This is a genomic window from Thermaerobacter sp. FW80 (assembly GCF_004634385.1).
Lineage (GTDB): Bacteria > Bacillota > Sulfobacillia > Thermaerobacterales > Thermaerobacteraceae > Thermaerobacter > Thermaerobacter composti.
Window position 1 is genome coordinate 1,890,136 of the sequence record NZ_CP037895.1, and the last position, 12,946, is coordinate 1,903,081.

Genomic DNA, 12,946 nt, shown 5'->3' on the forward strand with positions numbered 1-12,946 from the left:
TCCCCCGTGGCCGCGGATCCGCCGGGGGATGCGACCCTCAGGCGGCCCGGCGCGTGAGGCCCGCCCACCACCGGTCCCAATCGACCCGCCACGCGCCCGGTCCCAAGGGCAGGACGGCCTGGCCGCCGGCCGCCTCATCCTCGCCGTCCCCGCCGCCACCGCCCTCGCCCTGGGCCGGGACCGCCTCGACGACGACGCGGGCGCGCTCCCCGGGGTGCTGCGGGTCGCTGTGGTCGATCACCACCTCGTAGCGGCCGGGCTGACGGAAGGTCAGGGTGAGGGTGACCTGCTGCCCGGCCGGCACGTTGATCCGTCTGCCCTCGCCCGGGGCGGGGCGCCCGTTGATGGAGACCCGGACGCCCTCGTGGGGTTGGCCGAGGCCGTCGGCGATCACCAGTTGCACGGCCTGACCCGCCGTGACCCGCAGCGGACCGCCCGGCGCCAGCAGCTGCGTCGCCGGACCCGCCAGCCTCACGGTCACCGTGGCGGCGACGCCTCCGCCGCCCGGTCCGCGGCCTCGGCCGCCTTCGTCGCCGCCGGCCCCTGGCTCGCCCTGGTCGCCGCCCGGCTCGGGCTGGGCGCCGCGGACGGTGACCCGCAGGCGGACCACCATGGTGGTGGTGCCGCCGTCGGGTGCGGCGGAGGTGGCGGTGACGCGGAACTCGTGGTCGCCGGGTTCGGCCGGCAGCGTCAGCGGCACATCGACGCTCTGCGAGGCGGCGACCTGGATCTGGCGATCGGGCAGGGGGACCGTCACCCGGTGGTCACGGCCGGCCACGTCGGTGATGCGGATGGTCGCCGTGCCGCCCGGCTCCCCGGTCACCGCGAGCTCGCCCGGCACGGGACCCTCGGGGGTGAGCCAGATCTCGTTGGGGGCCCTGTCCCGCTGGAAGGCGGGCGCCGTGGTGCACGACGCCTTGGTCGGATCCGGAGGCCGGAGGGCGTAGTCCCGCGGCTGCGGGTAGCCCGTCGGGACCTCGGCCCGGGGCCGGTTGAAGAACGCCTTCTCCGTCGGCGTGCACGCGCAGCCCGGGGCGTAGACCAGCTCGGGGTTCTCCGCGCACACCGGCAGGGTCACCCACAGGTCCTCGGCCTGGGTGGGCTGGCTCCCCGCGGCGAAGACCTCGCGGTATCGCATGTCCTCGGGGCAGTGGGGGCCCGGCAGCAGCCCGGTGTTGGCGCACACCGTGGCGGTCACGATGCCGTCCGGCGGGTCGAACCAGCGCACGGGCTTGCCCTGGTGGGCGGCGGCCATGATGCGCCCCCAGATGGGACCGGGCACCCGCGCCCCCGAGGCGTTGGCGGGCAGGCGGCCGGTCTCTTTGTCCGGCACGGCATACCCGACCCAGACGGCCGCCGCGTACTGGGGCGTGAAGCCGACGAACCAGACGTCGCGATCGTCGTTGGTGCCGGTCTTGCCGGCCGCCGGGCGCCGGAAGTAGTTGTTGTGCACGCTGTAGCCGGTGCCGGTGGACGGCCGGTACAGGCGGCTGTCGGTGGGGAACCGGTGGGGCTCCATGACCTCCCGCATCATGTCCGCCAACAGGTAGGCGACCCGTTCGTCCACCACCGCCTCCTTCTGGCTCTGGTGGCGGTACAGGACCCGACCCTGGGCGTCACGGATCTCCGCGACGATGTAGGCCGGCTCCCGCACTCCGCCGCGGGCTAGGGTGGCGTAGGCGTCGGCGACCTGGAGGGGCGAGACGCCTTCGGTGAAGCTGCCCAGGGCCAGCGGCGCCACGTCCCGGTCGCGGTCGACCAGCGGGAGCCCCAGGCGCCGGCCGAACTCCCACGCCTGGTCCACGCCGACCAGCTGCACCGCCCGGACGGCGACGGTGTTGATCGACCGCTTCAGTCCGAAGCGGAAGGGGGTGTAGCCGAAGTAGCGCGGTTCGAAGTTGGCGATCACGTGGGTGCCGCCGCCCGAGGGGACCGCCACCGCCACGTCGTCCACCGCCGTGGCGGGCGTGTAGCCGGCGGCCAGCGCGGGGCCGTAGGCCGTGAGGGGCTTGGTCGCCGAGCCCAGGCCCCGTCGGCTGTCCTCGGCGAAGTTCCAGTCCCGGCCCCCCAACGGCTTCTCGTAGGAGCGGCCGCCGACCATGGCCACGATCTGGGCATTCTCCACGTCGATCAGCACCGCCGCCGCCTGCGGTCCGCGGTTGGGATCGTCGGGGGTCGGCATCGGGTAGCCCAGGGCTCGCAGGTGCTCCTGCTGGGCGCGGTAGGCGGCCCGCTGCAGCTCCGGGTCGACGGTGGAATGGATGCGCAGGCCGCCTTGGTAGAGCAACTCGCGCGCGCGCGCCTGGGCTGCCGCCGCGTCCAGGCCGTGGGTCGCGCGCAGCTGCTCCGCCAGCACCCGCTCCGTCTCCTCGATGATGTAGTCCACCACGTGACCGAACACGTCCTGGTCGGGGCGCGGACTCTGGGTGTTCACCTTGGGCCGGTTGGCCAGGACGTCCTCCTCGAGGGCCGCTTGGTACTGCTCCTCGGTGATGTAGCCGAGCTGCCGCATCTTGGCCAGCACCAGGCGCTGGCGCTCCTTCCAGCGCCCGTGCTCGGCACGCTCGCGGTCTTCCTTGGACGGCTCCTCCCCGGGGTCGGGGATGGGCGGCGGCGGGTAGGCCGACGGGTTCTTGGGGATCCCGGCCAGCACCGCGGCCTCGGCGATGGTGAGCTCCTCGACGGGCTTGCCGAAGTAGGTGTAGGAGGCCGCCTGGATGCCGTAGGCGCCGTTACCGAAGTAGATCTGGTTCAGGTACATCTCCAGGATCTCGTCCTTGGTGAACCGGCGCTCCAGCTCGATGGCCAGGATCGCCTCCTGGATCTTCCGCCGCCAGGTGCGCTCCTGGGTCAGGAAGGCGCTCCGGGCCAGCTGCTGGGTGATGGTGCTGGCCCCCTGCAGGTGACCCCCGCGCAGGTTGTTGATCACCGCGCGGGCGATGCCGATGGGGTCGACCCCGAAGTGCTCGTAGAACCGCTCGTCCTCGATGGCGATGAAGGCGTTGCGCACGTGCTCGGGGATCCGCTCCAGCGGCACGACGATGCGGTTCTCGGGGCCCTGGATCTCCGTCAGCAGCTCGCCGTGGCGGTCGTAGATGAAGGAGGTCTGCGCCACCTGGGGCCGCAGGGCGGTGATGGGGCCCATGGCGCGCACCGCGCCCACCATGAACCCGGCCGCCAGCATGGTGCCGCTGATGCCGAAGAGGAACACCAGGAACAGGAACAGCCGCATCCAGCGCACGCGCCGCCACCAGGGGTTGCGTCGCCGGGGGCCACGGCCGCCGGCCCCCGATCCGTGGGGATAACCGGCCACGCAGGTCCCTCCCCCTCCGGATGCTCTCCTCCGGGCCCCGCGTCCGCCCCCTCGGCCACCGGGACAGGCCGGCGACCGGCGGGGGCCGGTTCGTCCTGCCGATTATACCATGGCGATGTTGCAGGGCCGGGGCGGGCCCGGTCGCCCTCCACCCTCCGGGGCCGCGCCGGTCCCCGCGCCGGTCCCCGCCCGGCTCGCCTTGTCAGTCCGTACCGGTTATATTACGTTCGTGCCAGCGCCGCGCCGGCCGGGGCGCCGGGGTCGTCCCGTCGCCGCCGTGTCCCCTGTCCCCCGGGTCGCGGCCCCGCGCCCAGGGGGTCGGGGCTGGGGCGCCGCCCGGCCGGTGGGGCGGCGGGTCGGCGGAGCGCGGCTTGGGGCCGCGCGGGTCCGCCTCTGCGGCCCTGCCCGGGACGCGGCGACGCGGCGGACGCGGGGAAGGAATCCCAGCGGGAAGGAAGGGGTACGGGGGAAGGCCATGGCCCGACGCGCCGAGACGGCCCTCTCGCCCCGCGAGCAGCTGGAGGTGCTGCGGCGCGGGGCGGCGGAGATCGTCACCGAGAACGAGCTGCTGCGGAAGCTCGAGCGTTCCGTCCGCACCGGGCGTCCGCTCCGGGTCAAGCTCGGCCTCGACCCCACGGCACCCGACCTGCACCTGGGGCACACCGTGGTCCTGCGCAAGCTGCGCCAGTTCCAGGACCTGGGCCACCAGGTGGTGCTGATCATCGGCGACTTCACCGGACGCATCGGCGACCCCACGGGCAAGTCGGTGACCCGGCCCCAGTTGACGGAGGAGCAGGTGCGGGAGAACGCGCGGACGTACGCCGAGCAGCTGGGCCGCATCCTGGACATGGAGCGCACCGAGCTGACCTTCAACGACCGGTGGCTGGGGGCCATGACCTTCGCCGACGTGGTGCGCCTGGCCGCCAAGTACACGGTGGCGCGCATGCTGGAGCGGGACGACTTCGCCCAGCGCTACCGGCAGGGGCGGCCCATCGCGATCCACGAGTTCCTCTACCCCTTGGCGCAGGCCTACGACTCGGTGGCCGTGCGGGCCGACGTGGAGCTGGGCGGCACCGACCAGAAGTTCAACCTGCTGGTGGGCCGCGAGATCCAGCGCGAGTACGGCCAGGAGCCCCAGGTGGCGCTGCTCATGCCGCTGCTGGAGGGCACCGACGGCAGGGACAAGATGTCCAAGTCGCTGGGGAACTACATCGGCATCGCCGAGCCGCCGGGCGAGATGTTCGGCAAGACCATGTCCATCCCCGACCCGCTGATCGTCAAGTACATGGTCCTGGCCACCGACCTGGACATGGACGAGATCCGTCGCCTGGAGCGGGGCATGGCGGAGGGGACCGTCAACCCCCGGGACGCGAAGCTGCGGCTGGCCCACGCCGTGGTGCGCATGTACCACGGGAAGGCAGCGGCCGACGCGGCCCAGGAGGAGTTCCTCCGCGTGTTCAGCCGCCACGAGCTGCCCGCCGCGATGCCCGAGGTCACCCTGCCCGCCCCGCGGCTCGACGCCGTGCGCCTGTTGCGGGTGGCCGGGATGGCGCCCTCCAACAGCGAGGCGCGCCGGCTGATCGAGCAGGGGGCGGTGCGCCTGGACGGCCGGCGCATCACCGACCCCCACGCGGCGCTGGCCCCCGCCGACGGCGCCGTGCTGCAGGTGGGCAAGCGGCGGTTCGCAAGGCTGCGCCTGCCCGGCGGCGCATAGACATAGCCCGGGACCGCGTGTCGCGCCGGTTGGCGCCGGTCCCGGGATGGTGACGCCCGTGGCCTACGTGCGCCGGAGGAACCGGCGGGGGTGGGGCTGGCCGCCGCGGATCCGCCCCGGCCGGTGGACGCTCCTGGTGGTGGCGGTCCTGGGTGGCTTGTGGATGGTCTGGGCGGTGGAGCGGGCCCTGGCCCCCGCCCTGATGGCCGCCGCCCGCCGGGAGGCCGAGATCCGGGCGGTGGAGGCGATCGCCGCCGCCGTGGAGGCGGAGGTCGCGGGCCGTTACCGCCCCGAGGACGTGGTGCGGGTCCAGTACGACGGCGGCCGCCCCGTGTTCGTCCAGGTCAACACGCCGCTGATCGTGGACATCCAGGCCCGGGTCATGCGCGCGGTCCAGGACCGGCTGGACGCCCTGCGCGACGACCCCGTGGCGATCCCGCTGGGTGCGTTCCTGGGCACCGAGCTGCTGGCCGGGCGAGGCCCGGCCATCGACGTCCGCATCCTCCCCCTCGGTCGCGTCGACGTGGACGTGGAGAGCCGGTTCGACGGCGCCGGGATCAACCAGGTCCGGCATCGCGTGGTCCTGGTGATCCGCACCGCCGTGCGGGTCGTCATCCCCCTCTACGGCGACACCGTCCCCGTCCAGGTGCCGGTGCCGCTGGTGGAGACGGTGATCCCCGGCGAGGTGCCGCCCTGGATCGCGCCGTGGCCGGGGACGGCGCCCGGGTCCGGCGGCGGGGCGGGCGCGGCCGCCGGTTCGTGACCCCCGCCGCTCCCCCGTCGGCCTCCGCCGGGCGCGGGGCGGCTGCGCCCGGGCGGTCGCGTCCCTCCCCCTCCTGGTATGCTGGAGGCGGCGGGGAGGCGTGCGCCGGTCGGGGAGGCGGCCGGGCGCCCTGCCCGCCGGTCCCGGCGCCGGCGACCGGGACGCCACTCTGCCCACGGGAGGTCGCGGCATTGGCCGACGCGAAGGTGCAGGCCGGACGGGTGGCGAGCGACGTGCTGCAGCTGATCGGCGGCACGCCGGTGGTGCGCCTGAACCGCGTGATCCCGCGCGACGCCGCCGAGGTCTGGGTCAAGCTGGAGTCCTACAACCCCGCCGGTTCCGTCAAGGACCGCATCGCCCTCAGCATGATCGAGGCCGCCGAGCGGGAGGGACGGCTCAAGCCGGGGTACACCATCGTGGAGCCCACCAGCGGCAACACCGGCATCGGCCTGGCGATGGTGGCGGCGGTCAAGGGCTACCGGTTGATCCTGGTCATGCCCGAGACGATGTCCCTGGAGCGGCGGGCCCTGCTGCGCGCCTACGGCGCCGAGCTGGTGCTGACGCCGGGCGCCGACGGGATGGCCGGCGCCATCCGCAAGGCGGAGGAGCTGGTGGCCGAACACCCTACGTATTTCATGCCGATGCAGTTCGACAACCCCGCCAACCCCGAGGTCCACCGCCGGACCACCGCCGAGGAGATCCTCGAGCAGATGGAGGGGCGGCTAGACGCCTTCGTCGCCGGGGTGGGCACCGGCGGGACGCTGACGGGTGTCGGGGAGGTGCTCAAGGAGCGCCTGCCGGGATGCCTGGTGGTGGCGGTCGAACCGGCCTACTCGGCCGTGCTCTCGGGCGGCGAGCCGGGTCCGCACCGGATCCAGGGCATCGGGGCCGGGTTCGTCCCGCGGGTGCTGAACCGGGCGGTGATCGACCGGGTGATCCCGGTGCGCGACGAGGACGCGGTGGTCATGATGCGGCGACTGGCGCGGGAGGAGGGGCTCTTGCTGGGGATCTCGTCCGGGGCCGCGGCCTGGGCGGCGCGCCAGGTGGCGCGGGAGCTGGGCCCCGGCCGCCGGGTGCTGGCGGTGATGCCCGACACGGGCGAGCGCTACCTGTCGATGATGGAGGACCTGGCCGCCTTCGTGCGGGACGAGGGCGGGTGAGGGCCGTCCCGGGCGCCTGGGGGCGGCCGTGCTACAATAGGGCGCGGCGAACGGGCGCGGCGTGGGGCAGGCGCGGCCCGCGGTCGGCGTGCGGGCCGCGGTCGGATCGCGGGCCGGGATCCGGCGGCGGCCGACGCGCTGCAGGGCCGGCGCCCCACGCCGCTGCCCCAGGGTTGCCCGGTCGCCGGCCCGATACGGGGTGCGACCGGCGGGCCGGACCGGACGATGCGACCTCGGCAGCACGGACGGAACCATCGCGGTCACACGGAAAGGATTCGGAACGTGGTGGCGGTGGCAACGTGGTGACGGTCTGCGGGAGGATGGAGGCATGGCAGGGCATTCCAAGTGGGCGAACCGAAAGCACCGCAAGGCTCGCCAGGATGCCAAGAAGGGGAAGATCTTCTCCAAGCTCTCGCGGGAGATCATCACCGCCGTGCGCCAGGGCGGCGGCGACCCCGACGCCAACCCGCGCCTGCGGCTGGCCCTGGAGCGGGCCCGGCAGTTCAGCATGCCCGCGGAGAACATCGAGCGCGCGATCAAGCGCGGCCTGGGCCAGTCCGAGGCCGACGCCTACGAGGAGCTGATCTACGAGGGTTACGGCCCGGGCGGCGTGGCCCTGATGCTGGAGATCCTGACGGACAACCGCAACCGCAGCGCCAGCGAGATCCGGCACATCTTCGCCAAGCACGGGGGCAACCTGGGCGAGAGCGGGTGCGTGGCATGGATGTTCGACCGCAAGGGCGTCATCACCGTGCCGACCCAGGGGGCGCCCGGCGAGGACGACCTGCTGTTGCTGGCGGTGGAGGCGGGGGCGGAGGACCTCAAGCAGGACGACGGCTTCTACACGATCTACACCGACCCCGACGACCTCCACCGGGTGCGGGAGGCGCTGGAGAAGGCCGGCGTGCCCATCGAGGACGCGGCGCTGCGCATGGTGCCGAAGACCGAGGTCAAGGTCGAGGGCAAGGAGGCGGAGCAGCTCCTGCGCCTCTTGGACGCGCTGGAGGACCACGACGACGTCCAGGAGATCTACGGCAACTTCGAGCTGCCCGACGAGATGCTGGTGGAGTCCTGACCTCGGCGGGCGGCGCCCTGATCTTCTCGGAGGGGACGCGACCGGCGCGGCGCTGCACGGGGAGGCCGTCCGGCGGCGCATAGGCGCGTGTACTGCGGGGCATCCTGGGCCGCGGAAGACCGCCCGCGACGGCGGATGCGGGGCGGCTGGGGAGGCGGCCCGCGGCGATGGCGCGGAGGCATGCCGTGGCGGCGACGCTGTTGGCGGCGGCCATCCTGGCCGGGGTCGGGGTCGGCGCCTACTGGTGGCGCCAGGACGCGGCGGACCGCGGCCAAGGCGGGACGCCGTCGCGCCGGCGGGCGTCCCCGCTGGTGAACCTGACCCTGACGCCGGACACCCGGCTGGTCGAGCGCACGCGCTACCCCGCCTGCGGCGAGGCGGTGCTGGAGACCGAGCGGCCGCCCACGCCGGTGGAGACCGGCTGGCGCCTGTCGGACCTCCTGCGCAGCCGGGACACGTGGCGGCTGGCGCAGGCCACGCCGGATCGCATCGTGCTCGAGCGCCAGCGGCCGGGTCCGTGTCCGCCCGCCGCCTGGTTGCGGTACCGCACCGTCCGCCTCCACCAGGGACACGTGGCCGTCTTCTACGGCCGGCCCGGGCGCCAGGGGCGGGACCTCGGGCCGTTGCGCCTGCTCACCGACCTTCCCGCCGAGCGCCTGCTCCCCGGGGATCGCCGGCGCCTGGAACAGGGGCTGGTGGTCGAAGGCGACGGGGAGGCCTGGCACGTCCTGGAGAGCCTCACGCCCTAGCGCAGGCCGCGCGCTGGAGCGGCTCGCGCCGCGAGCCCATGGCCCGCGCGGGAGATCCCCGCGGCGTCTGGAGCGCCCCACGACGTCTGGAGCGCCTCGCGACGTCACGAGTGCCGCACGGCGTGGCGCACGGCCGCGCGGCCGGGGCCGGCGGCGGCCGTCGCGGGCCCGGGTCGACCGGGGAGCCCGCTTCTTCCCCTGCTTCCCTGCGCAACGGCTCACCCCCCGTACGGCGCTGCCTCATCCCACGTCCGGACCGCTGGCGGCCACCCTGGCAACCGCAAGGAAGCGTCGTCCCCCCGTCGAAGAACCCAGGTTGGACGGGAGGGATGGCGGTGCGGGTGCTGGGCATCGACCCGGGGACGGCCACCATGGGCTTCGGGATCGTGGCGGTCTCCGGCACGACGCTGGTCCCCGTCGCGTACGGCGTGATCCGGACGCCGGCGGGCCAGCCGGCGGCGCTGCGGCTGGCGGCCATCCACCGCGATCTCGGGGAGCTGATCCGCCGGCACCGACCCCACGCCATGGCGGTGGAGCGCCTGTTCCTCCAGAAGAACCGGTCCAGCGCCCTGCACGTGGGCCAGGCCCGGGGCGTCGCCCTGCTGGCCGCGGCCCAGGCCGGCCTTCCCGTGTACGAGTACGCGCCCCATGAGGTGAAGCAGGCGGTGGTCGGCTACGGCCGCGCGGCCAAGGACCAGGTCCAGCGCATGGTCCAGGCGCTGCTCGGCATGGCCCGTCCGCCGGTACCCGACGACGCGGCGGATGCGCTGGCGGTGGCGGTCTGCTGCCTCCACGCCCGGACGTCGGCCTGGGCGGGGGGTGGGGCGGCGACGGAGCCCGCCTGGGCGCCGGGTGCCGCGGCGGTGGCCGGGGCGGTGCGGCCGGCCGGCGGCGGGGAGGGAGGGGGCGCCACGGCCCCGGGCGGGCGGCCGTCGGCCGGCGGCGGGGGGGTCGGCGCGTGATCGCCTTCCTGCGCGGCCGGCTGGCGGCCGTGGCCGGCGACGAGGTGTGGATCGACGTGGGCGGGGTCGGCTTTCGCGTGGCCGTCTCCCGCCAGACCCAGCGGCGGCTCCCTGGGGTGGGCGAGCCCGTTCGGCTCCTCACCCGGCTCGTGGTGCGGGAGGAGCAATGGGCGCTCTACGGGTTCGCCACCGCGGACGAACAGGCGGCCTTCGACGCCCTCTTGGCCGTCAGCGGGGTGGGCCCGCGGGTCGCGCTGGCGGTGCTCTCGGTGCTCACGCCGGAGGAGCTGCGACGGGCCGCGGTGCTGCAGGATCCGGCGCCCTTGACCCGGGCGCCCGGGGTCGGGCCGAAGCTGGCGCGGCGCATGGTGATGGAGCTGCGCGACCGGCTGGGGGAGCCCGCGGCCGCAGGCGCCCGCGGGGGCGCCTTGCCGGGCGCAGAACCCGTCGGTCGTCCTGGCCCGGGGCCGCTGGGGGGCGAGGAGACCCCCCGGGCCGATGCGATGGCGGCGCTGGAGGCCCTGGGCTACACCCGTGTCGAAGCGGAGGGCGCCCTGGCCGCGGCCGCCGCTGAGGTCGAACCGGACGCCCCTGCGGCCGCGTGGGTGCGGGCGGCGCTGCGGGTGCTGGGCGGCGCCCGCGCGGCGGGAGGTGCGGGCCGATGATCGAAGAGGAACGGGTGGTCTCCAGCCGGCTGCAGCCCGGGGATGCGCCCGTCGAGGCGGGCCTGCGGCCCCAGTCCCTGGCCGACTTCCCCGGCCAGGAGGCGGTCAAGGAGAGGCTGGCGATCTACATCCAGGCGGCGCGGGAGCGCGGCGACGCGCTGGATCACGTGCTGCTCTACGGGCCGCCGGGCTTGGGCAAGACGTCCCTGGCCCACGTGATCGCCCGCGAGCTGGGCGTGGGCTTTCGCATGACCTCGGGACCGGCCATCGAGCGGGCCGGGGACCTGGCCGCGCTGCTGACCAACCTCAACGACCGGGACGTGCTGTTCATCGACGAGATCCACCGGTTGCCCCGGCCGGTCGAGGAGGTCCTCTACCCCGCCATGGAGGACTTCGCCCTCGACCTGATCATCGGCAAGGGGCCGGCGGCGCGCTCGCTGCGCATCGACCTGCCCCGCTTCACCCTGGTGGGGGCGACCACCCGGGCGGGTCGGCTGACGGGACCGCTGCGCGACCGGTTCGGGGTGCTCTTGCGCCTCGAGTACTACCGCCCGGAGGAGCTGGTCCAGATCGTCCTGCGTTCGGCGCGGATCCTCGGCGTCCCCATCGATCCCGAGGGGGCCGAGGAGGTGGCCCGGCGGGCGCGCGGCACGCCGCGGGTCGCCAACCGGCTGCTGCGGCGGCTGCGCGACTACGCCCAGGTGCGGGCCGACGGCGTGATCACCGCCGAGGTGGCCCGGGCGGGCCTGGACCTGATGGAGGTCGACCCGCTGGGGCTCGATCGCGCGGACCGGCGGCTGCTGACGGTGATGGCGGAGCACTACGGCGGCGGGCCGGTCGGCCTGGAGACCCTGGCGGCGGCCATCGGCGAGGAGCCGGAGACCATCGAGGACGTCTACGAGCCGTATCTGATGCAGATGGGATTCCTCCAGCGGACGCCGCGCGGGCGGGTGCTGGCGCGTCGCGCGTACGAGCACCTGGGGTTGCCGGTGCCCCCCAGCCTCGAGGAGGGGACCGCGGCCGGCGCGGCCGGTTCGTCGGGAGCCGGGGCCGCCGCGGATCCACAGCAGCGGCTGGCGGGTCTGTAAAGATTTCGTCACAATGTTGTAAACTTCGTTCGAGAAGGCGGGCGAGGGGGCAGCCCCTCGCCCGCCTTGGACCCGCGGGTCGAGGACGGGTGAGGACGGTGGGGATGAGCGAGATCGGACGCTGGCTGGTGATCATGGGGCTCGGGCTCGCCGCCTTCGGCCTGGTGCTGTGGCTGGCCGGGCGCGTGGGCTTCGGCGGCCTGCCGGGGGACATCGTCATCCGGCGCGGCAACTTCACCTTCTTCTTCCCCCTCGCCAGCTCGCTGGTCCTGAGCTTGCTCCTGACCCTGGTGCTGAACCTGCTGTTCCGGGGGCGGTAGCGGGCGATGGCCTGATCGGGAGGCGTCAGCCGCCGGCGGCCGGTCCCGGGCAGCATCCGGCGGTGGCGTCGCCTCGGGGGCGGTCGGGGGCGGTGGCGTCGTCTCCGGGGCGGTTGCCGGCGGTGGCGCCGCCGGCGCGCCACGCCACCGTCCGGAGGTGCCCCTGGCGGATGCGCGGGCGCCTGCGCGGCGGGGACGGCGCGGGTCCGCCGGCCGCGCGGGACGGCCTGCCGGGTCGGTGCAGCGGGTGAGGGGGCGGGGGGAGCGCGGGGCGGCCGAGGCGGACGCCGTGCGGGCATGGGGCGGCAGGAGCGGGAAGGACCCGGCCGCCCCGGAGGGGAGCCAGCCGACGGGGTGGAGCCATGGGTGCCAGCCCCCTGGGGACGGACCAGCTGATTGTCGCGGCCAAGGCGGGGGACGACGACGCCCGCAACGAGCTGATCCGGGCGTACACCCCCTTCGTCCTCAAGGTGGCGTCCCGCGTCTGCGGCCGCTACCTGCACCCCGGCCAGGACGAGGAGATCAGCATCGGGCTCCTCGCCTTCAACGAGGCCATCGATCGCTTCGACGCCCGCCGGGGCAACAACTTCATCGCCTTCGCCGAGACGGTGATCAAGCGCCGGCTCATCGATCACTTCCGCAAGCAGACCGCGACCCGGGTGGCGGTCCCCTTCAGCGATCTGGAGACGGAGGACGAGGACGGCCATCCCGTCAACCAGGTGGACATCCAGGCGGCCCTGGACCGCCATGCCCTGGCGGAGGAAGCCTGGGAGCGGCGTCAGGAGATCCTGCGGCTGCAGCAGGAGCTGGCCCAGTTCGGCATCCGGTTCAGCGACCTCGTGGAGAGCTGTCCGAAGCACAAGGACGCCCGCGACCGGGCGATCCAGGTCGCCCGGCGCCTGGCCACGGTTCCCGCCTACCGCGAAGCCCTCCTCAAGAACCGCACCCTGCCCCTGCGGGAGCTGGCGGCCGACCCCCTGGTGCAGGCCTCCCGCAAGACCCTGGAGCGACAGCGCAAGTACATCGTGGCCGTTGCCCTGATCCTCATGGGCGACTATGTATACCTGCAGGAGTACGTGGCATGAGCGGGAATCCGCGAAGCGACGGGAGAACCACCCCCGCAGCGGGTGCTTCCGC

Annotated in this window: 11 protein-coding genes; 10 read left to right on the forward strand and 1 reads right to left on the reverse strand. The window is 74.5% G+C overall.

Annotated features, from left to right (window positions below; all coding sequences use genetic code 11):
* Window positions 1–37: 37 nt before the first annotated feature.
* Window positions 38–3,313 carry a PBP1A family penicillin-binding protein gene (locus E1B22_RS07850; protein ID WP_135225206.1) on the reverse strand — a complete coding sequence of 1,092 codons (3,276 nt, stop codon included), beginning with the start codon at window positions 3,311–3,313 and terminating at the stop codon, window positions 38–40.
* A 475-nt stretch (window positions 3,314–3,788) separates the two neighbouring features.
* Between E1B22_RS07850 and tyrS the strand changes: the two genes are divergently transcribed.
* From tyrS to sigI, 10 genes are all read left to right on the forward strand, one after another.
* Complete coding sequence (tyrS, locus tag E1B22_RS07855) at window positions 3,789–5,027, forward strand: tyrosine--tRNA ligase (RefSeq protein WP_135225207.1); 1,239 nt, start codon at window positions 3,789–3,791, stop codon at window positions 5,025–5,027.
* 58 nt (window positions 5,028–5,085) lie between these two features.
* Window positions 5,086–5,790, forward strand: a complete 705-nt coding sequence (gene yunB, locus E1B22_RS07860) for a sporulation protein YunB (protein WP_135225208.1) — start codon at window positions 5,086–5,088, stop codon at window positions 5,788–5,790.
* A 191-nt stretch (window positions 5,791–5,981) separates the two neighbouring features.
* Complete coding sequence (cysK, locus tag E1B22_RS07865) at window positions 5,982–6,950, forward strand: cysteine synthase A (RefSeq protein ID WP_135225209.1); 969 nt, start codon at window positions 5,982–5,984, stop codon at window positions 6,948–6,950.
* A gap of 328 nt (window positions 6,951–7,278) precedes the next feature.
* Window positions 7,279–8,025: a YebC/PmpR family DNA-binding transcriptional regulator gene (locus tag E1B22_RS07870; RefSeq protein ID WP_135225210.1), complete on the forward strand. Its 747-nt coding sequence runs from the start codon at window positions 7,279–7,281 to the stop codon at window positions 8,023–8,025.
* 167 nt (window positions 8,026–8,192) lie between these two features.
* Window positions 8,193–8,774, forward strand: a complete 582-nt coding sequence (locus E1B22_RS07875; protein WP_135225211.1) for a hypothetical protein — start codon at window positions 8,193–8,195, stop codon at window positions 8,772–8,774.
* A gap of 335 nt (window positions 8,775–9,109) precedes the next feature.
* Window positions 9,110–9,736 carry a crossover junction endodeoxyribonuclease RuvC gene (gene ruvC / locus E1B22_RS07880; RefSeq protein WP_135225212.1) on the forward strand — a complete coding sequence of 209 codons (627 nt, stop codon included), beginning with the start codon at window positions 9,110–9,112 and terminating at the stop codon, window positions 9,734–9,736.
* Window positions 9,733–10,401, forward strand: coding sequence for a Holliday junction branch migration protein RuvA (gene ruvA, locus E1B22_RS07885; RefSeq protein WP_135225213.1), 669 nt, complete (start codon window positions 9,733–9,735; stop codon window positions 10,399–10,401). The genes ruvC and ruvA overlap by 4 nt, the downstream gene beginning before the upstream one ends.
* Window positions 10,398–11,489, forward strand: coding sequence for a Holliday junction branch migration DNA helicase RuvB (gene ruvB / locus E1B22_RS07890; protein WP_135225214.1), 1,092 nt, complete (start codon window positions 10,398–10,400; stop codon window positions 11,487–11,489). The genes ruvA and ruvB overlap by 4 nt, the downstream gene beginning before the upstream one ends.
* A 104-nt stretch (window positions 11,490–11,593) precedes the next feature.
* The gene (locus tag E1B22_RS07895) at window positions 11,594–11,809 is read left to right on the forward strand and encodes a DUF2905 domain-containing protein (RefSeq protein WP_167758892.1); all 216 of its coding nucleotides are present in this window, start codon (window positions 11,594–11,596) and stop codon (window positions 11,807–11,809) included.
* Between the two features lie 362 nt (window positions 11,810–12,171).
* Window positions 12,172–12,894 (forward strand): RNA polymerase sigma factor SigI, encoded by a 723-nt coding sequence (gene sigI, locus E1B22_RS07900; protein WP_135225216.1) that lies wholly within the window; start codon window positions 12,172–12,174, stop codon window positions 12,892–12,894.
* The last annotated feature ends 52 nt before the right edge of the window (window positions 12,895–12,946 follow it).

Coding starts and splice junctions, on each gene's coding strand:
- tyrS (WP_135225207.1), top strand. CDS start 3,789: ATGGCCCGACGCGCCGAGACGGCCCTCTCGCCCCGCGAGCAGCTGGAG.
- E1B22_RS07870 (WP_135225210.1), top strand. CDS start 7,279: ATGGCAGGGCATTCCAAGTGGGCGAACCGAAAGCACCGCAAGGCTCGC.
- E1B22_RS07875 (WP_135225211.1), top strand. CDS start 8,193: ATGGCGCGGAGGCATGCCGTGGCGGCGACGCTGTTGGCGGCGGCCATC.
- ruvB (WP_135225214.1), top strand. CDS start 10,398: ATGATCGAAGAGGAACGGGTGGTCTCCAGCCGGCTGCAGCCCGGGGAT.
- E1B22_RS07895 (WP_167758892.1), top strand. CDS start 11,594: ATGAGCGAGATCGGACGCTGGCTGGTGATCATGGGGCTCGGGCTCGCC.
- sigI (WP_135225216.1), top strand. CDS start 12,172: ATGGGTGCCAGCCCCCTGGGGACGGACCAGCTGATTGTCGCGGCCAAG.